Origin of the sequence: Halomonas sp. TA22, assembly GCF_013009075.1 — a bacterium.
Lineage (GTDB): Bacteria > Pseudomonadota > Gammaproteobacteria > Pseudomonadales > Halomonadaceae > TA22.
The window spans coordinates 3,282,425-3,300,278 of sequence record NZ_CP053108.1; the positions used below are offsets into that span (position 1 = coordinate 3,282,425).

19 protein-coding genes and 1 pseudogene are annotated in these 17,854 nt (G+C 61.5%); 11 read left to right on the forward strand and 9 right to left on the reverse strand.

Features of this window, described 5'->3' with window-relative positions; all coding sequences use genetic code 11:
- Positions 1–35: 35 nt before the first annotated feature.
- A complete protein-coding gene (locus tag HJD22_RS18130; protein ID WP_217267774.1) occupies positions 36–446 on the reverse strand; it encodes a LysR substrate-binding domain-containing protein in 411 nt (136 codons plus the stop codon).
- Positions 362–574, reverse strand: a complete 213-nt coding sequence (locus tag HJD22_RS17940; protein ID WP_208653563.1) for a hypothetical protein — start codon at positions 572–574, stop codon at positions 362–364. Before HJD22_RS17940 ends, HJD22_RS18130 begins: the two co-directional genes overlap by 85 nt.
- Between HJD22_RS17940 and HJD22_RS15565 the strand changes: the two genes are divergently transcribed.
- Complete coding sequence (locus tag HJD22_RS15565; protein ID WP_208656784.1) at positions 566–1,576, forward strand: alpha/beta fold hydrolase; 1,011 nt, start codon at positions 566–568, stop codon at positions 1,574–1,576. The genes HJD22_RS17940 and HJD22_RS15565 overlap by 9 nt on opposite strands.
- Before the next feature lie 82 nt (positions 1,577–1,658).
- Positions 1,659–1,856, forward strand: coding sequence for a 4-oxalocrotonate tautomerase family protein (locus tag HJD22_RS15570; RefSeq protein ID WP_208654579.1), 198 nt, complete (start codon positions 1,659–1,661; stop codon positions 1,854–1,856).
- A 570-nt stretch (positions 1,857–2,426) separates the two neighbouring features.
- Here the strand turns inward: HJD22_RS15570 and HJD22_RS15575 are convergent.
- Positions 2,427–2,729, reverse strand: a complete 303-nt coding sequence (locus tag HJD22_RS15575; protein ID WP_248730285.1) for a DUF2798 domain-containing protein — start codon at positions 2,727–2,729, stop codon at positions 2,427–2,429.
- Between the two features lie 408 nt (positions 2,730–3,137).
- On the opposite strand from HJD22_RS15575, the gene HJD22_RS15580 reads away from it, so the two are divergent.
- Complete coding sequence (locus HJD22_RS15580; RefSeq protein WP_208654580.1) at positions 3,138–3,617, forward strand: SCP2 domain-containing protein; 480 nt, start codon at positions 3,138–3,140, stop codon at positions 3,615–3,617.
- An 8-nt stretch (positions 3,618–3,625) separates the two neighbouring features.
- Here the strand turns inward: HJD22_RS15580 and HJD22_RS15585 are convergent, their stop codons facing one another.
- The 6 genes and pseudogenes from HJD22_RS15585 to HJD22_RS15610 form a co-directional block, all read right to left on the reverse strand.
- A complete protein-coding gene (locus tag HJD22_RS15585; protein WP_208654581.1) occupies positions 3,626–4,345 on the reverse strand; it encodes an anaerobic ribonucleoside-triphosphate reductase activating protein in 720 nt (239 codons plus the stop codon).
- 50 nt (positions 4,346–4,395) lie between these two features.
- Complete coding sequence (nrdD, locus tag HJD22_RS15590; RefSeq protein ID WP_208654582.1) at positions 4,396–4,560, reverse strand: anaerobic ribonucleoside-triphosphate reductase; 165 nt, start codon at positions 4,558–4,560, stop codon at positions 4,396–4,398.
- Between the two features lie 27 nt (positions 4,561–4,587).
- Positions 4,588–6,330: pseudogene (locus tag HJD22_RS15595) on the reverse strand (ribonucleoside triphosphate reductase); the annotation flags it as partial.
- Between the two features lie 54 nt (positions 6,331–6,384).
- A complete protein-coding gene (locus HJD22_RS15600; protein WP_248730286.1) occupies positions 6,385–6,837 on the reverse strand; it encodes a hypothetical protein in 453 nt (150 codons plus the stop codon).
- A 433-nt stretch (positions 6,838–7,270) separates the two neighbouring features.
- Positions 7,271–8,398 (reverse strand): biotin synthase BioB, encoded by a 1,128-nt coding sequence (bioB, locus tag HJD22_RS15605; RefSeq protein WP_208654584.1) that lies wholly within the window; start codon positions 8,396–8,398, stop codon positions 7,271–7,273.
- Between the two features lie 362 nt (positions 8,399–8,760).
- A complete protein-coding gene (locus HJD22_RS15610; RefSeq protein WP_208654585.1) occupies positions 8,761–9,120 on the reverse strand; it encodes a DUF6164 family protein in 360 nt (119 codons plus the stop codon).
- Between the two features lie 283 nt (positions 9,121–9,403).
- On the opposite strand from HJD22_RS15610, the gene HJD22_RS15615 reads away from it, so the two are divergent.
- The 8 genes from HJD22_RS15615 (at position 9,404) to HJD22_RS15650 (ending at position 17,832) form a co-directional block, all read left to right on the forward strand.
- Positions 9,404–9,607 (forward strand): cold-shock protein, encoded by a 204-nt coding sequence (locus HJD22_RS15615; RefSeq protein ID WP_208654586.1) that lies wholly within the window; start codon positions 9,404–9,406, stop codon positions 9,605–9,607.
- Between the two features lie 198 nt (positions 9,608–9,805).
- On the forward strand, positions 9,806–11,575 hold the full coding sequence (locus tag HJD22_RS15620) for an SLC13 family permease (RefSeq protein WP_208654587.1): 1,770 nt from the start codon (positions 9,806–9,808) through the stop codon (positions 11,573–11,575).
- A 59-nt stretch (positions 11,576–11,634) separates the two neighbouring features.
- On the forward strand, positions 11,635–12,306 hold the full coding sequence (locus HJD22_RS15625) for an alpha/beta hydrolase (protein ID WP_208654588.1): 672 nt from the start codon (positions 11,635–11,637) through the stop codon (positions 12,304–12,306).
- A gap of 2 nt (positions 12,307–12,308) precedes the next feature.
- Positions 12,309–12,941: a DUF938 domain-containing protein gene (locus tag HJD22_RS15630; RefSeq protein ID WP_208654589.1), complete on the forward strand. Its 633-nt coding sequence runs from the start codon at positions 12,309–12,311 to the stop codon at positions 12,939–12,941.
- A 98-nt stretch (positions 12,942–13,039) separates the two neighbouring features.
- Complete coding sequence (locus tag HJD22_RS15635) at positions 13,040–13,267, forward strand: hypothetical protein (protein ID WP_208654590.1); 228 nt, start codon at positions 13,040–13,042, stop codon at positions 13,265–13,267.
- Positions 13,268–13,283: 16 nt separating this feature from the next.
- Entirely contained in the window at positions 13,284–14,534 is a 1,251-nt protein-coding gene (locus HJD22_RS15640) for a complex I subunit 5 family protein (RefSeq protein ID WP_208654591.1), read from the forward strand.
- Positions 14,531–16,039, forward strand: coding sequence for a complex I subunit 5 family protein (locus HJD22_RS15645; RefSeq protein WP_208654592.1), 1,509 nt, complete (start codon positions 14,531–14,533; stop codon positions 16,037–16,039). Before HJD22_RS15640 ends, HJD22_RS15645 begins: the two co-directional genes overlap by 4 nt.
- Positions 16,036–17,832, forward strand: a complete 1,797-nt coding sequence (locus tag HJD22_RS15650; protein ID WP_248730287.1) for a complex I subunit 5 family protein — start codon at positions 16,036–16,038, stop codon at positions 17,830–17,832. The genes HJD22_RS15645 and HJD22_RS15650 overlap by 4 nt, the downstream gene beginning before the upstream one ends.
- The last annotated feature ends 22 nt before the right edge of the window (positions 17,833–17,854 follow it).

Consider the following 17,854-nt stretch of genomic DNA (forward strand, 5'->3'; position numbering starts at 1 on the left):
CGTTTCCATTGGACCCTGTTCTCAGTCCGGCATACTCACTGCGTTGATTCTGGCCCAAAGGCAGCAACAGCAAAGTCCAGAAAACTACGCAGCTTGGGAGTGACACGTCGATCAGGAGCATACAGTACATGCATTGGCCGAGTAGGTGCTTCATATCCAGGTAGCAATCGCACCAGACGGCCCTCGGAAAGAGCGCTTCTGACCAGCTCATATGGTTGCAAAATAATGCCCATGCCCGCCAGGGCAGCACATAGCAAAGGTTCGCCATGGTCGACCATCAAGCGGCTGGACACCGGTACTGACACTCGTCCATTCGGCCCATCGAAGGTCCAGAGATTACGCAGTTCAGTATGGGCAAAGCTCAAGCATTCATATTGTTGCAGATCCCATGGGCTAAGCAACGGTGGCCGTCCATCAAGATAACTTGGTGCACCACAAAGTACCAAGTGATGTCATCGCGGATGACGATGACGATGACGATGACGATGACGATGACGATGACGAGACGAGTAACAAGGCTCATTACTTTCAGAGAATCATCATCCGAGCCAGTGGAGGCAAGGACATGAAGCACATCATCCCCCCGGCTCTATGCCAGCTTGCCGGCGCTATCTCAATTACATTGTTTTCACATCAAGGTATGGCCGCACCAGCGCTCGATGTGCTCGGTCGCGATTATACATTCCCGAACCAGATAGAAGGGATTCCTTCGATGCTATCCGACTTCAAGGATCTTGAGATCAATAGCTTCGATACCAGCGATGGCGTGTCGCTCTCTTATTGGGAAGCAGGCGAAGGCAGGCCGGTGATTTTTGTCCCTGCTTGGTCGGCGAGCGGTGCCGAGTATTTCAACGTATTGTATTTGCTAAGCAAGCAATATCATGTCTTTGTACTCGACCCACGCAATCAAGGGCTATCCGATAACGTAGAGTACGGCGCACGCATCTCCCGGTTCGGCATGGATCTGAAAGAGTTTGTCGATCACTTAGACCTGACTAGGGCCGATTTCTGTGGGTGGTCGATGGGTGCCGCCGTTATATGGAGCTATATCGATCTTTTCGGCACTAAAGCCATTCGAAAGGCGTGTTTCGTCGATCAACCAATCTCCATTTATTCCCACTCCGATTGGTCCGAGCAGGAGCGTCTCGATGCCGGCGGCACAACGACGTCAGCGGAGCGCATGGTGGCTGGAGTGACTGAAGGGGCTAAGCTCAATAACTTGATCACTGATATGAAGCCGTGGGAGCGATTCGAAATTGAAGACTCGCCGTACTTCGCAAATTCGAAAGCTTTCGCGAAAGAGTTCATCGACAATGATCCGGAGGCGATCAGCCGCGTACTGTTCGATCATGTCATGAACGACTGGAGAGATGTTATCCGCCATAAGATCGATATTCCAGTTGCTATTTTCTCAGGCGTTGAGAGCAACAATCTATCCAGCCAACGCTGGGCATCGTCGATAATTACGGACGCCTCTCTCTACAATTACAGCTCGGCTGAACATGGCGATCATTTCTTGATGTTCAAGAACCCTATCAAGTTCACTAATGACCTTTCGTCATTCTTGGAGCGCTGAATAAACTGTGTTCCGTGAAAAACTCCCTCATTCGAGGGACGTAGATCTTGGCAAAATGCCAATTAGACTAATGGAGAATCATATGCCTGTCGTACGTGTAAGCTGGTTCAGTGGTAAGAGTACAAAAGAGAAGCAAGCAGTTGCCGCTGATATCACTGAGAGTATTGTCAAAAATACCGGCACTGACCCAAATTATATCTATGTAATATTTGAAGATGTTGAGGCATCAAATTGGGCGGGCGCAGGTAAGCTATTCGGTGAGGAAAAAGAGAACCCATGACATAGCCAAGGCGGTGTGCCTCTGGGTACGCCGCCATTGTTTATAGCAATCTTGGAAATATTGTTACTGGTGTTTTGTCAGGGTAGACATGAAGTTAATGGCTGAGTTGAAAGTGCATTAAAGTATCTGCCGTGTCCCGGATGATTAATTATCCGGGACACGGCACTTTAGACAAAAACAGAGCCCTGTTCTAACCTTGTAATTGGCTCGGGAAATATACTCGACTATTTTCTTAAGAAGAGGAATAGAGTTATTTTCAACATGTTCGGAAATCCCTGCCTCACCGAACTCGCGACCTATACTGCTGTTTGGCACCGCCAAAGGGCATTCTGGGGTCCAGAGATCCAAAGGAGAGAGTGTTGATAAATATACTTACCGCCTCTAGATGCGATGCCATCAAACCACGCGCATGATCTGATCATTCGACACGTACCTCACATATACACCGCCTCGACCCGCATTTTGCGAAGTGACGTACTCCTTAAGAATTTCATGTATAGCAGGCAACAGCTGACGTCGATTACACTCATTGACTCAAGTTGCATATCGGTCGCGTCAATGACAGCCCAATCAGGACGCTTCCTTATCGATGGACCAGGCGACTAACCGCACGACCAGCGGTCTGACAATTATGACGCCTATGAATGCCACTGGCATGGCCAGTACATAGGATCGCAGCACCGTACCCACGAAGCCCGGAGTAATACCCTGGTTGATCAAGGTGATCGCCAGCGTCATAAGAAACGCCATGATCGAGGCCATGTAGAAGGCGAACACAACCGGCGTAAACCGGCGCGGAATTCTACGCCGGGCAACTAGCCGCCGCACCCTGGCCAAGTGTTCACACTGCATGAAGGTTGTTGATCGGTTCATCGATCCTCCTCGATGGCTCGGTTTGCAGGGACGTTACCATAGCCTAGCCCGTACTATCTCACCAGATGCCCGGCCCGAGTGTCACGATCGGCCCCGCCTTCTGGATGATCATCTAGCCAGTTCTGCCTAAGTTCATCAGACTTTCACTGACCCTCCCCCTGTTTCAAGGCCACCGAGCGCACCTTGAACTTGGCCGATAGGGAACAGCGCTGGGTAGAGGCACTCAGCGAGCAGATTCACCGTTTGATGACTACGCTTCGAACATTTCGACCGGCACGGCGATGCGGTCGGCTTCCATCGAGCGAGCAAATGCGACGCGCTTGATGGATGTCATGTCGTCACCGTCGCACCGAGCCTAGCATGAGGCTTTCCTCTATCCACCCTAGGTTCGTCATGCCAGGAGATGCGATGCCACCGTTCCCCTCCCTGCTGCTGCATCTTGCCCCGCCGGCACGGCTGATCAGTCTTCTCGATCCGTTGATGCCCCTGACCGTCAAGCGCTGTCTGATCGAGCCGCTGCTCAACCATGCCTTTGCCGAACCGCTGCGCGAGGGTGAATTCGATGCTCTCGAGGGGCGGCGTATCACACTGGCCATCGACGATTTTGCGCTCGAGTTGACGCTGGGGCTCGAGCGCCAGCAACTGGTGCTATGCGATGCCGCGGGCGAGGCGACCATTCGTGGCGGCTGGCGCGAGTTCCTATGCCTGGCCACGCGTCGCGAGGACCCCGATAGTCTGTTCTTTCAGCGCCGCCTGTCGATCGAGGGCGATACCGAGCTTGGCTTGATGGTCAAGAACCTGCTGGATGGGCGCGAGGAGGGGCTGGCGGCTGGACCGTTCGGGGCATTACTGCTGCGCATCGAGAGCTGGGTGAACCGCACCCGATGAGCTAAGGCTCATTGGCGCAGTTCGAGCCGCGAGAAGCTGGGGCTGAGCTTGGCCAGCAGGCGCTCCAGCTGACTCGTCAGTGGTGCCTCGGGAAGCGGCTGGCAGTAATCCGGATCCAGGCACTGTTCGCCTCTGGCGAGCTGAAGGAGGTAGTGGCGCACGCCGCAGTCGGCCAGTGTCTGCGCCAGGCGCTCCACCTCGCTCAGGCTGAAGTCGCGCCAGTGCACGGTGGTGCGGCACTCGAGATCGATGCCGCTGGCCAGCAGTATCTCGAGGCTCTGGGCGTGGCGACGCCAGGTGCCCGTCCGCCCGCCAATGCGATCGAAATCGAGACCCCGCCCCTTGACGTCCAGGCCGACCCAATCGAGGTGCTGCAGCAGCGGCGTGAGTCGCTTAGGGTAGGGACCTGCGGTATGCAACCCGACCTTGAAGCCCATCGCCTTGATCTCTCCCATTGCCTCGGCCAGGTCACCGTGCAGCGTTGGTTCGCCACCGCTGAACACCACGCCCTCCAGCAGGCCTCGACGCGTCTCGAGAAACTCCCTGACCTTCGTCCATTCACCGGGAGTGCCGCGGCGTGGGGCGATCATCTGCGGATTGTGGCAGTAGCCGCAGCGTAGCGGGCAGCCCTGGGTGAAGACCACGCAGGCCAGGTGCCCGGGGAAGTCCAGCGTAGTCATCGGGGTCAGGCCGGCAACGGGCAGGCGGATGTCGCGGTGTGGCGGCATGGCAAGTCTCCCAAGCCGGGAGCAGGACCCCCGGCGACATGGCGGCTGTGCTAGAGGCTGGCGGCCGCTTCGCTGAAGTGGCGTCGTTCGTGGTGTTCGGCGCGCTTGCCGAGATTGAACTGGCTGACCGGGCGGTGGTAGCCCATTACGCGGGTCCACACCTCGCAGCGTTGGCGTTGTTCGCTCGGCAGGCTGTTGCGTTGGGAATGCGGCATGGCGTTTGATTCCTTCGATGGTTAGTGTCAGGCCGAGGCTTCGCTGGCCAGGGGGCGTCTTGCCAGCAGTGCATCGTCGCAGCGCGGGCAGAACTCATGTTCGCCTGCCAGGTAGCCGTGCACCGGGCAGATCGAGAAGGTCGGAGTGATGGTGATGTAGGGCAGGCGGAAGCGCGATAGGGCAGTGCGTACCAGCGTCTTGCACGCCGCGGCGCTCGAGAGTCTTTCGCGCATGTAGAGGTGCAGCACGGTGCCACCGGTATAGCGGGTCTGCAGCGGATCCTGATGGATCAGCACCTCGAAGGGGTCGTCGGTGTGCCCCACCGGCAGCTGGCTCGAATTGGTGTAGTAGGGCGCCTCACGAGTGCCGGCCTGGAGGATCGTCGGGTAGCGCTTGAGATCCTCCTTGGCGAAGCGGTAGGTGGTGCCTTCCGCCGGGGTAGCTTCCAGGTTGTAGAGATGACCGGTCTGTTTCTGGAATTCGCCGAGGCGTATGCGTACATGATCGAGCAGTGCCAGTGCCAGCCGCTGCCCTTCGGGGCTTGCGATGTCATGCCGGTCGGCGGTGAAGTTACGCACCATCTCGTTGAGGCCGTTGACCCCAAGCGTCGAGAAGTGATTGCGCAGCGTCCCCAGGTAGCGCTTGGTGTAGGGATAGAGCCCGGCATCCATCCACTGCTGAATCGCCGCGCGCTTGATCTCCAGGCTGTCGCGGCCAAGCGTCAGCAGCCGGTCGAGTTCGGCGAGCAGGCCAGCCTGGTCGCCGGCGAAGCGGTGGCCAAGTCGCGCGCAGTTGATCGTCACCACCCCCAGCGAGCCGGTCTGCTCGGCACTGCCGAACAGGCCGTTGCCGCGCTTGAGCAGTTCCTTGAGGTCGAGCTGCAGCCGACAGCACATCGAGCGCACCATGTGCGGCTCCATGTCGGAATTGAGAAAGTTCTGAAAGTAGGGCAGGCCATACTTGGCGGTCAGCGCGAACAGCCGCTCGGCGTTGTCGCTCTCCCAATCGAAATCGTGGGTGATGTTGTAGGTGGGAATCGGAAAGGTGAAGACGCGTCCTTGGCGGTCGCCGGCCTCCATCACCTCCAGATAGGCGCGATTGAGCAGGTCCATCTCGCGCTGCAGCTCGCCATAGGTGAAGGGCTGTTCGACTCCCCCGATCACCGGCACCTGATCGTGCAGGTCCGCCGGACACACCCAGTCGAAGGTGAGGTTGGTGAAGGGCGTCTGGCTGCCCCAGCGTGAGGGGACGTTGAGGTTGTAGATGAACTCCTGGATCGCCTGCTTGACCGCGGCATACTCCAATCCGTCACGCCGCACATAGGGTGCCAGATAGGTGTCGAAGGAGCTGAAGGCCTGAGCGCCGGCCCACTCGTTCTGCAGCGTGCCGAGGAAGTTGACCATCTGCCCTAGCGCACTCGAGAGGTAGCGGGGCGGGGCGCTCTCGGCACGGTCGGGCACGCCATTGAAGCCCTCGTTCAGCAGGGTTCGTAGCGACCAGCCGGCACAGTAGCCGCACAGCATGTCGAGATCGTGGATATGCAGATCGCCGTCGCGATGCGCCTCGCCGACCGCCACCGGATACACCTCATCGAGCCAGTAGTTGGCGATCAGCTTGCCCGAGACGTTGAGGATCAGCCCGCCCAGGGAGTAGCCCTGGTTGGCATTGGCATGCACTCGCCAGTCGGCTCGCTGCAGGTACTCCTCGAGGGTGGAGGCGACAGGAACATGGCGGGACGGCGCGGCGTCAGTACGGGAGAGCGTCATGGCGTTCCTATATAGGCTAGGTTTTTAAATTTTAACTACCATATATGGCGGTCTAGCCTAATGGGCGCTGCCTGCTCCCGCCTTGATATATGTCATGCAATACGTTCGACAGAGCCATGGCGCGGCGTCCCGTTCACACGCTCGCCTGGAGATGCTCCATGCCCGGCCGGCCATGCCAGTAGCCGTCGCAAGCGCCGCGATCCACCAAGGCCAGCGGGTCCTGGGTGCTAGCCTGCCGTGGCGAGCCTGGTCGAAGGCGTTGACGATCTCCGCCATGCCTTCGGCACGTGGGCTCAAGCGGGCTAGGGTGACGCCCATGCGCCGCATGGTGCCGATCTCGCGACGCAGGTCGTAGCAGGCGCCGGAGAGCGTCTGAATGCCATTGAGCGTGAACAGTTCGCAAGACTCCTGGGAGCGCAGGGCAAGCCCCTGGGGATAGCGCTGGCAGACGAACTGACAGCGGACCTTGGGCAGGCCGTGATGGCGGCCTGATCCACCGCCTGGGTCCACTGCTGAAAGCCTGCGGGTTGCGGATAGGTATTGATGGCACACAGCACCCGCCGACCGTGGGAATGGGCGTAATCGATGCCCTCGCGGGCGCGGCTGGCGGTGAAATTGAGCCCCGCGAACTGGCGAGCGTTGGTGATGTTCTGAAAGCCGAAATAGACCGCATCGGCCCCCTCGTCCACGGCACGCTTCAGTGCGGGCAGGTTACCTGCCGGGCATACCAGCTCCATGATCGCCTCCCTTGTTCACGAGGAAACGATACTAGGCAGTGGCGAGGCAATATCCCTTGATATCGGTCAAGGTGTGAGCGGGGTATGGGCGCATAACTGGTCTGGGGCGCCTTCTGGCACGGCGTCGCGCCGAATACATGGGTGTGCGGGCCATCGAACTCACCGCGCGTCTCGAGGATCAGCGCGCTGTCGGCATCGTCATAGTGTCAGCTCCGGCTGGCATCGTAAAACTGGGCCGTGTCGACCCGGCTGGCCGCCTGACGCAATAGGGTGGTTTCCAGGCTCGCCTGAAGCCGTTCGTCGTCGCTGCACTCTTCACCTTTTCCCTGGTCACCCTGTCCCTGTCCCTGGCGCTCGGAGCGCAGGCCGAGCTTGGCGAACAGCATACGGTCGCGCTCGACCTGAGGGTTGGCGGTGGTCAGCAGCTTATCGCCGTAGAAGATCGAGTTGGCTCCGGCGAGAAAGGCCAGCGCCTGGGTCGACTCGCTCATCTGCTCGCGTCCGGCTGAAAGGCGCACGTGGCTTCGGGGCATCACAATACGTGCCACGGCAATGGCGCGAACGAACGTGAGGGGGTCGAGGTCGTCGACCTCCTGCAGTGGTGTGCCAGGCACCTTGACCAGCATGTTGATCGGTACCGACTCGGGATGCGGGTCGAGCCGGGCAAGTTGCTGAAGCAAGGCGGCGCGGTCGCGAGGCGCCTCGCCCATGCCGAGGATGCCACCGGAGCAGACCTGCATGCCCGCCTCACGCACGTTGCTCAGCGTCTCCAGACGGTCGGCGTAGGTGCGCGTGGTGATGATCTCGCCGTAGTACTCCGGCGAGGTATCGAGGTTGTGGTTGTAGTAGTCGAGCCCGGCATCGGCCAGGCGCCGGGCCTGGGGCGCATCGACCATGCCTAGCGTCATGCAGGTCTCGAGCCCCAGTGTCTTCACCCGGCGGACCATCTCCAGCACCACGTCCATATCCTTCTCCCTGGGGCTTCGCCAGGCCGCACCCATGCAGAAGCGGCTGGCGCCGGCTTGCCTGGCGGCCCTGGCCTGCTCCACCACCTGCTCGACGGCGAGCAGCGCCTCCTTGCCAAGGCCGGTGGTGTAATGCCCGGATTGCGGACAGTACTTGCAGTCCTCCGGGCAGGCGCCGGTCTTGATCGAGAGCAGGGTAGAGACCTGGACCGCATTGGCCTCGAAATTCGCTCGATGCACCTGCTGGGCGCGAAACAACAGGTCATTGAAGGGTAGGGCGAAGAGCCCCTCAATCTCGGCGAGCTGCCAGTCGTGGCGAGGCGCGGGTGATGAGATAGCATGGATAAGGGAGTCATGCGTACAGGTCATGGTAAGCTCGTCAGTCAACTTGGATTCGTTTTATGGTTGACCGAAGGATAAGTTGCTCAGGCGACTTGTCAACTTTATTGATATTATAGGTTTACTCGATGGGATGCGTTCCCCTTGTTTCTTTATTATTAGTGATAATGACGATTAAAGATTGCCGGGCGTCGCATCGTTGACTATTGTACATCTGTACAATACCTGTACAGGGAGGTCCGGATGCTGAAGTTCCTTGCTGGTGCTGCAAGCGTGAGTTTTCTGATGGGCCTGATAGCGATGCTGGTCTTCGTGGTGTACGGTTTTTAAGCCTAATTCAATATGTGATGCGAGTTTCCAAACCCCCGGCTCAGGCGCAGGGGTTTTTACGTTCATAACGCCAGGAAGGGCAGCAGCGAAAGGGCGAGCACGGCGACAGCCGCGACCAGGCACAGTAGCACCGGCAGTGGATTGTCCCTGAGCCGTTGCCATAAGTGGGGAGCGCCTTCTTCGGCGTCAAGTTCGGCGCGTTGCTGGCGTACCCAGGCGACCAGCTCGGCTTGATAGGCATCGATGACGGCCCGCGCCTCGGCGTACTGCGTCTCGTCGCGAAGCCAGATGGCCGCCACCGAGAGCTTCCAGCGTCCGGCGCTGGTTTCATAGACATCAAAACCGTGCGAGTCCAGTAGCGCACGAACGTCATCGGCCTCTTGCTCGGGTACGCCGCCCAGACGGAATATGAGTATGGCCATGAAGCTCCTGTCGGGTGCGGCTCATGCGTGGTGCATGAGTATCTCGAGGCGAGGGCGGATTAGCTAAACCACCCCGGCGAGACGTATTTTGATCGCAACAGAGGGGTTGACTCGATCTCGCTGAACGCGCATGCTGAGCAAAGTTGGCTAGCAAGTTGAATATCGTCGGTGATCGAACAGCGTTATGCAAGTTTCGGTAGGCTGGTGAATATATCCCTTGTTTTATCCACTGAACTTCGGGTAATTCCCGGCAATATCAAAGTACTATTGAAGGATCTGAAACATGGCAACTGGTACCGTCAAGTGGTTCAACGACACCAAGGGCTTCGGCTTTATCTCTCCTGACGACAACGGCGACGACCTCTTCGCCCACTTCTCTGAAATTCAGGCTGATGGCTTCAAAACCCTGCAAGACGGTCAGAAGGTCTCCTTCGACGTCACTCAGGGCAAGAAAGGCCTTCAGGCCTCCAACATCAAGGTTGTCTAATCGACTCCTCTGATGCGCCGACCAGATGAGAGTCTGGTGTGATAAAGGCCCGCTTAGGCGGGCCTTTTGTATTTTTACAGTATCTCTGCAGTGTTCCTGTTTATTCTTTTATCGTATAGATAAATTTCTATAAATAACTTTGGGTTATATCATTTGGCCGTCACAATGCTGTTTTCGTGCCGTGCCAAGGAAAGACCCATGCCTTTCGATGCCTGGATATCCCTACTCGTTGTCTTCGTCGTATTCCCGTTGATGGCCTTCAGCCGACTCGGCCCCGACATGATCCTGCTGGGGGCGGTGATTCTCTTGATGACGCTGGGCGTCATCGATGCCAATCAGGCGCTGGGTGGTTTCTCGAGTAGTGGGTTGTTCACCGTTGCCTTCATGTACGTGCTGGTGGCGAGCATTCGTGAAACCGGCGGTATCGATTTGATCATTCGCCATGTCCTGGGGCGCCCGAAAAGCGAGCGCGGCGCACTGCTGCGCATGTTGGTGCCGGTGGCCAGCATCAGCGGCTTTCTGAACAACACCCCGGTGGTGGCCACCTTCATTCCCGCCGTGCTTGGCTGGAGCCGCCGTTTGGGGATGCCGGCACACCGCTTCCTGATGCCGCTGAGTTTTGCCTCGATCCTTGGAGGCACCATTACCCTGTTCGGGACCAGTACCAATCTGGTGGTCAGCGGCTTGCTGATGACGCGCTACCCGGAGCTGTCGATGGGCATTTTCGATATTGCCTGGGTGGGCATCCCGGTGGCCATCGTCGGCCTCGTCTACCTCTGGTGGCTGGCGCCGCATCTTTTACCGGCCCGACGTGGTGCCGCCCAGGTCTTCGAGAACCCGCGCGAATACACCATTGAGATGGAGGTCGACCCGCACGGGCCGCTGGTCGATCGCAGTGTCGAGGAGGCCGGCTTGCGGCATCTGCAGGAGCTGTTCCTGGTCGAGATCGAACGCGGCGGCAATGTGGTGAGCGTGGTGGGGCCTGGCGAGATACTCAAGGGGGGCGACCGGCTGGTCTTCGCCGGCACCTCGGCGGCGGCGGTCGAGTTGCAGCAGATACGCGGGTTGGTGCCCTCTCGCCAGGGAGAGTCGAGCCTTGCGAAGGATTTCAAGGAACGCCGCCTGGTGGAGGCGGTGGTTTCCGATCAGTGCCAGTTCGTCGGCCGGCGTATCCGCGATGGCCACTTCCGTACGCTGTATGGTGCGGCGGTGCTGGCCGTGTGCCGCAATGGCGAGCGGGTCGCCGGGAACCTGGGGCAGGTCCGCTTGCAGCCCGCTGACGTGCTACTGCTGGAGGCACGGCCGCCATTCATCGAACGCCACCGCCAGTCTCGCGATTTCCTGTTGATCAGTCAGGTCAATGGCGCGGCACGCCCGGTTCATGAGAAGGCCTGGCTGGCGTGGTCGATCCTGATCGGGGTCGTCGCCCTAGCGACGTTCGGTGTTATGAGCATGCTCAACGCAGCGATGCTCGGTGCGGCCCTGGCAATGATCACCGGCTGCTGCAGCATCAGTGGCGCCAAGCGCGGGCTGGATACCCAGGTGCTGCTGGTCATCGCCGCCTCCTTCGGGCTCGGGGCGGCACTGGAGAGTTCTGGCGCGGCGGCCACGGTGGCCGGTGTTGCGCTGGAGGCAGCCGGGGGCAACCCGATGCTGCTGCTGATCGGCACCTATCTGCTGGTCGCGCTGCTGACTGAGCTTGTCACCAACAACGCTGCGGCAGTCATCACCTTTCCGATCATCATGGCGAGTGCCGAAAGCCTCGGCGTGAGTCCAATGCCGTTCGTGGTGGCGCTGATGTTCGCCGCCTCGGCGAGCTTTCTCACCCCGATCGGCTACCAGACCAATCTGATGGTGTATGGCCCAGGCGGCTATCGATTCGGCGATTTCCTGCGTGTCGGTGGGCTGCTCAATATCATTACCGCGGTGGTGGTGCTGACGCTGGTGCCGCTGTTCTGGCCGTTCTGAGCGCTCGATCATCGGGCGGGCTTGCGTTAGGGTGACCAAAAATCCATCGAGAAGGTGCAATGAACGCTTCCGACGAACTGATTATCGAACCGTGCTCCGGCAAGCCAGCCGATGCCTGCGTCATCCTGCTGCACGGCCTGGGTGCCGACGGGCACGACTTCGAGCCACTGGTACCGGCCCTGAGCCTGCCGGATGAGCTGGCGGTACGCTTCATCCTTCCCCATGCATCGCGTCTGCCGGTCACCATCAATGGCGGCATGGTGATGCCGGCGTGGTACGACATCCTCGAGATGAACCTTGGCCGGCGAGTCGACGAGGCGCAGCTCAAGGCGTCCGCGGCGCGGGTGCACCGCCTGATCGATGCCGAGATCGACCAGGGCATCGACAGCCGGCGGATCATTCTTGCCGGTTTCTCCCAGGGCGGGGCGGTGGCCTACGAGGCGGCACTGAGCTATCCCAAGCCGCTCGGGGGACTGCTTGCGCTCTCTACCTACTTCGCCACGACGCAGAGTATCCAGGCGCATGAGGCCAACCGGGATCTGGTGATCGAGGTGCACCATGGCAGCTTCGACTCGGTGGTTCCCGAGACGCTGGGCCAGGCCGGAGCGGAAGCCGCACGCCAAATGGGTTATTCGGTCAACTATCGGCGCTACCCGATGCAGCATGCGCTGTGTCCCCAGCAGATCGCCGAGATCGGCCCCTGGCTGGCGGCACGCCTGGCGGGGGAGTAGCCATGCACTCCCTCGACCCTCATGCCTCGGATGGGCCAGGACGGCCTCTCTCCAGCCCCTCGGCGCGGCGCAACCGCGACCCCATCCTGGCCGTGCTGCGCCGCTGGCTGCCCGAACGCGGCCGCGTGCTCGAGATCGCCAGCGGCAGCGGTGAGCATGCCGTGCATTTCGCCCGGGCCCTACCGGGACTGGAGTGGCAGCCCAGCGACCCCAACGTCGAGGCGCGAGCCTCCATCGAGGCGTGGCGCCACGCCGAGGCACTTGGCAACCTGGCCGCACCGCTTGAGCTGGATGTGATGCAGCGGCCCTGGCCAGTCGACGGCTTCGATGCCGTGGTGTGCATCAATATGCTACATATCTCCCCCTGGCCTGCCAGCGAAGCGCTACTGGCCGAAGCCGGTGCGCGTCTGCCGTCGGGCGCTATACTTTATCTGTATGGCCCGTTTCGACGCGATGGCGAACATACCGCGCAGAGCAATGCCGACTTCGATGCCGACCTGCGTTTGCGAGACTCGCGCTGGGGCATTCGCGATCTCGAGGCGGTGATCGAGGCTGCCGAAGCGCAAGGGCTCGCGGTAGAGGAGGTAGTGGAGATGCCGGCGAACAATCTCAGCGTGGTGTTGCGGCGCGACTGACCCTCATGCAAGGAGCGCGAGCGGAGGGTTGAATCGAAGGGGTTGAAGTTTCGGGACGTGTCCCAAACACTGGTAAGGCATATCAAGGAGGAGTGACTATGGCGGAATTGACGGAAGATTTTCGAATGCCTGAGCCTTGCCCCAACTGCGGTAGCCACCGTATGCGGGTCTCCCAGAACAAGCAGCACGACGATCAGGTCGTGTGTGCGTCCTGCAACACGTATATCTGTCTCTACTGGGAAGCGGAACAGAAACTCTTGAAGGATGGGACGGGAAGCGAAGCCGAAGACCTGCTCGAGCAGGCCTTCAATCGCAAGAAATACTGAGTAGGTCCGGCCGCTGATGGCGCTGTTGCATGCCGACGGGCTGGCCCTGCTGCTGGTATCGTTCACGACGGTGGTGGTGGCCGCAAGCGCGCTTTACGGCTTCCACTACTTTCGTGAAACCGATGACACGCCGCGTCGACTCCATCTGCTCTGGCCACTTCTGGCCCTGCTCTGGCTATCGCTCTGCACGCTCTGGCTATCGCGTCACCTGCTGCTGCTCTATGCCGCCCTGGAAGTGGTGGGGCTGTGCGCCGTCGCGTTGATGAGCCTGCCGGGCACCGACAAGTCGCGCAAGGCCGGCAAGCGCTACCTGATCTGTACCTTGTGTGGCTCCGCGGCGCTGATCGTGGGGCTAGGACTGGTTCATTCTCTCTACGGCAGCTTCGATCTTCATCTGCTTGCCGACATTGCCCCGGCGCGTTCACACACGGCGCTTGCCCTGGCGCTGCTGAGCGGCGGGCTGATGCTCAAGGTGGCGGTCTTTCCCATGCATGGTTGGCTGCCCCCGGCGCATGGCGCGGCATGGGTGCCGGTGAGCGCCGTCCATGCCGCGCTGGTCATCAAGGCGGGCTTCTTCGTCATGCTGCGTTTCTGGAACGCCTTGCTGCCGGATGCCGTGCTGGCCGCTCAGTTTCTCGGTGCACTCGGCGCGCTGGCAATCATCTGGGGAAGCCTGCTCGCTTGGCGACAGAGCGAGTTCAAGTCGGTCGTCGCCTACTCCACGGTGGCACAGATCGGCTACCTGCTGCTGCTGTTCCCGTTGATCACCGGTACCTCCGAGCGAGTCGCTACCCTCGCCTGGGAGAGCACCTGGTTGCTGGTGGTCAGCCACGCATTGGCCAAGGCGGCGGCCTTCATGTCCGCCGGCAATCTGGTGCTGACGATGGGGCGCGGCGACTTGGCCGGGCTGCCCGGCGTCGGGCGCCAGGTGCCGTTGTCGCTGCTGGTCTTCGGTCTCGCCTCGCTGACGCTGATGGGGCTGCCGCCAAGCGGCGGCTTCGTCGCCAAGTACATGTTGCTGCAGGCGGCAATGATCAGCGGGCAGTGGCAGTGGGCGCTGGTGGTGGCGCTGGGCTCGCTGCTGAGCGCCGCCTATGTCTTTCGCGTGTTTCGCTACTGCTTTCTCGAGGCGGAGTCGCAGGAGGGCAGCTACACACCGCCCTTGTCGCTTGACCTGATTCCCCTGGCGTTGGCGATTGCCGCCACTGCCATGGGACTATTCGCCGGTTGGCCGCTTGCACTGCTGCAGTGGGAGGGACCGGCATGACGCTCAATACCGGCATACTGCTTGCGGCCCTGGGCTCTTCGCTGGTGGTGGCGGTGATCATCTTCCTGCTGCCGGAGCGTCAATCGCGGGTGCGCATTGCGCTCAACCTGGCGGCTGCGCTGGTCAAGCTGGTGCTGGTCGCGGTCATAGTGGTCGGCGTGTCCCGCGGGGAGGAGTATGCCTTCTCGTTCACGGTGATAGAGGGTCTGGAGTTCCAGCTACGCGCCGACTCGCTGGGCATCATGTTCGCCGGGCTCTCGTCGCTGCTGTGGGTGTTCACTACCCTCTATGCCATCGGCTACCTGGAGGGCTCGCCGCACCGCAAGCGCTTCTTCGGCTTCTTCAGCTTCTGCGTGGCGAGCACCCTGGGCATTGCCTTGGCCGGCAATCTCTTCACCTTCCTGCTCTTCTATGAACTGCTGAGCCTGACTACCTACCCGCTGGTGGTCCATCGCGGTACGCACAAGGCGATGACAGCGGGCGCCGCCTACCTACGCTACGCCCTGAGCGGTGGGGTCGTGCTGCTGATCGGTATCGTCGCGCTGCATGTGCTGGTGGGCGATCTCGCCTTCGGCGAGCGCGAGGTGCTGGCCGAGCTGGGTGCGGAGTATCATCCCCAGCTGATCGCCATCTTCGTGCTGCTGATCGTCGGGCTTGGCGTCAAGGCGGCTCTGGTTCCCCTGCATGGATGGTTGCCCCAGGCGATGGTCGCACCAGCGCCGGTGAGTTCGCTGTTGCATGCCGTGGCGGTGGTCAAGGCGGGGGCGTTCGGCATCGTGCGGGTGGTCTACGATGTCTACGGCATCGAGTTCAGCTACGAGCTGGGCCTGTTGGCGGGACTGACGGCGGTGGCCACGATCACCATCCTGTATGGCTCGATTCGCGCCCTGGCACAGACGGATCTCAAGCGTCGCCTGGCATTTTCCACGGTCAGCCAGGTCTCCTACATCGTGCTCGGTATCAGCCTGTTCGGCCCGCTGGGCACCATCGCCGGGATGGCGCACCTGTTGCACCAAGGACTGACCAAGGTGACGCTGTTCTTCTGCGCCGGCAACTACGCCGAGGAGCTCGGCATTCACCGCATCGACGAGCTCGATGGTGCGGGACGGCGCATGCCCGGCACCAGCCTCGCCTTTACCATCGGCGCGCTGGGCATGATCGGGCTTCCGCCCACCGCAGGCTTCATCAGCAAGTGGTACCTCGGCATGGGGGCGATGGAGGCGGGAATGCCATGGGTGCTCGGTGTGCTGGTGGCAAGCAGCCTGCTCAACAGTGCCTACTTCCTGCCGATCCTCTACAGGCTGTGGTTCAAGCCCGGCCCCGAGGAGGGAGTGGGGCGCTGGCCGCAGGAGGACTTTCTGGGACGTTTCGAGACCAGAAGCTGGCTGCTGTGGCCGACCCTGATCACCGCCTCGTTCAGCCTGCTGGCCGGGGCGCTGGCCGGCCTGCCATTCAGCCCGCTCAACTGGGCCGCGCTGATCGCGACCCGGGAGTACCTGCCATGAACGAGGTGATCCTGGCTCTGTGGCTGGCGCTGGCGCTGCTCTGGCCGCTGCTGATCGCCTGCTTTGCGGCGGTACCCGACCGGCTCTCCAAGCTTGGCGTGATGTGGATCTCGGCCCCGCTACCGGCGCTGGGACTCGCCCTGCTGGGCGGCGACATACGCCTGGAGATCAACTGGTGGCTGCTGGGGGGCGTGTGGGAGCTCGATGCGACACGGCGCACGCTGCTTGGCCTGGTCGCACTGCTGTGGCTGCTGGCCGGACTTTACGCGCGGGGCTATCTGGGGGATGTCGTCGCCAAGGCCCATCAGCGCGACGAGCAGGCCGGGCGCCGTCTGACGAGTTTCTCCCTGCTGTGGCCGCTGACCTTGGCCGGCCTGCTGCTGCTGATCGTCGCCGAGGATATCGCCAGCTTCTACGCCGGCTTCACGCTGATGACCTTTGCCGCCTATGGCCTGGTGGTCAACGACGGCAGCGATGCCGCCCGGCGCGGGGGGCATGCCTACCTGATCATGGCGCTGTTCGGCGAGGGCCTGATCCTGGCTGGCTTGCTGTGGGCCGCGGGCAGCAGCGAATCGCTCACCCTTGCCGAGCTGCGCGCCGGTATCGCCGCCTCGCCCCACGCCCTGGCCATGACCACACTGCTGTGGCTAGGCTTCGGAGTGAAGGCGGGGGTGGTGGGGCTGCACGTCTGGCTACCGCTGGCGCACCCCGTGGCGCCGACGCCGGCCAGTGCGATCCTGAGCGGGGCGATGATCAAGGCTGGCCTGCTCGGCTGGATCCAGATATTACCGGTGGGCTTGATCAGTCTGCCCGGGCTTGGCTACGGCGTGGTGTGCGCTGGCCTGCTGGCAGCGGTGGGGGCGGCGGTGTATGGCATCACCCAGTACCACGCCAAGGCAGTGCTCGCCTACTCCAGCATCAGCCAGATGGGCATGATGACGACGCTGCTCGGGGTCGGGCTGATCGCCCCGTCGCTGTGGTCGACACTGCTGCCGGCGATGCTGCTGTTCGCATTGCACCACGGCCTGAACAAGGGGGCGCTGTTCCTGGGGGTGGGGATCACCGAGCATCCGCCGCGGCTGCCGGCCTGGCTGCTGTGGGGGCTGCTGATCTTGCCGGGGTTGTCGTTGACCGGTGCGGTGGCCAGCGGGATGGTCGCCAAGTGGTCGATGAAGGAAGCGCTCTACGATGGCGGCTGGTCGTGGCTCGTCGAGGCACTGAGCTGGGCGGCGATGGGTACCACGCTGCTGGTTGCCCGTGCGCTGTGGCGCCAGCATGCCGCCTGGCAACTGGGCAGGCGCGAGGGGGCAACTCCTGCACCGGTGACGATGAGCGTGGCCTGGGTGCTGTGCGTACTGGCGGCGGCCGCGTCACCATGGTGGATGCTGCCGGGGCGCGCGCCGGCCATGCCGCCGCTCGGCGAATGGCTGAGCATGCTGTGGCCGGTGCTGCTGGGGATTGGCGTGGCGCTGGTGCCGATCCTGTGGCTGCGCCGGCGGCCACGCCCCCTGAATCTGGAGCGCCTCGAGATGCTGCCGTCCGGCGATCTCTGGCATGGCTATGCCAGGGCGGCAATCGCGCTGCGCAGCTTGGCCTACCTGGGGATGGAGTGGCTGACGCGGGGTAGCCGCCGTTACGAGCAGGGGTGGCATCGCCTCGAAGAGCGGCGCCAGGCGCTGCTCGAGCGGCTCGCGGTGGGCGAAGCGGGGCTTCGACACTTGGTGGTGCCGGCGATGGTGGCGGTGGTACTGATCCTTTGGGCGCTGCTGACGTTGTCGATCCCGGGCTCGTAGGGGATCGCCCCGGCATGCCGGG

Excerpts from the sequence above, each read along its gene's own strand:
- HJD22_RS15630 (WP_208654589.1), top strand. The coding sequence starts at position 12,309 with ATGCACTCCCTCGACCCTCATGCCTCGGATGGGCCAGGACGGCCTCTC.
- nrdD (WP_208654582.1), bottom strand. The coding sequence starts at position 4,560 with ATGCCGCATTCCCAACGCAACAGCCTGCCGAGCGAACAACGCCAACGC.
- HJD22_RS15620 (WP_208654587.1), top strand. The coding sequence starts at position 9,806 with ATGCCTTTCGATGCCTGGATATCCCTACTCGTTGTCTTCGTCGTATTC.
- HJD22_RS15565 (WP_208656784.1), top strand. The coding sequence starts at position 566 with ATGAAGCACATCATCCCCCCGGCTCTATGCCAGCTTGCCGGCGCTATC.
- HJD22_RS15640 (WP_208654591.1), top strand. The coding sequence starts at position 13,284 with ATGGCGCTGTTGCATGCCGACGGGCTGGCCCTGCTGCTGGTATCGTTC.
- bioB (WP_208654584.1), bottom strand. The coding sequence starts at position 8,398 with ATGACCTGTACGCATGACTCCCTTATCCATGCTATCTCATCACCCGCG.
- HJD22_RS15650 (WP_248730287.1), top strand. The coding sequence starts at position 16,036 with ATGAACGAGGTGATCCTGGCTCTGTGGCTGGCGCTGGCGCTGCTCTGG.
- HJD22_RS15645 (WP_208654592.1), top strand. The coding sequence starts at position 14,531 with ATGACGCTCAATACCGGCATACTGCTTGCGGCCCTGGGCTCTTCGCTG.
- HJD22_RS15615 (WP_208654586.1), top strand. The coding sequence starts at position 9,404 with ATGGCAACTGGTACCGTCAAGTGGTTCAACGACACCAAGGGCTTCGGC.
- HJD22_RS15580 (WP_208654580.1), top strand. The coding sequence starts at position 3,138 with ATGCCACCGTTCCCCTCCCTGCTGCTGCATCTTGCCCCGCCGGCACGG.
- HJD22_RS15570 (WP_208654579.1), top strand. The coding sequence starts at position 1,659 with ATGCCTGTCGTACGTGTAAGCTGGTTCAGTGGTAAGAGTACAAAAGAG.
- HJD22_RS15575 (WP_248730285.1), bottom strand. The coding sequence starts at position 2,729 with ATGAACCGATCAACAACCTTCATGCAGTGTGAACACTTGGCCAGGGTG.
- HJD22_RS15610 (WP_208654585.1), bottom strand. The coding sequence starts at position 9,120 with ATGGCCATACTCATATTCCGTCTGGGCGGCGTACCCGAGCAAGAGGCC.
- HJD22_RS15625 (WP_208654588.1), top strand. The coding sequence starts at position 11,635 with ATGAACGCTTCCGACGAACTGATTATCGAACCGTGCTCCGGCAAGCCA.
- HJD22_RS15635 (WP_208654590.1), top strand. The coding sequence starts at position 13,040 with ATGGCGGAATTGACGGAAGATTTTCGAATGCCTGAGCCTTGCCCCAAC.
- HJD22_RS15585 (WP_208654581.1), bottom strand. The coding sequence starts at position 4,345 with ATGCCGCCACACCGCGACATCCGCCTGCCCGTTGCCGGCCTGACCCCG.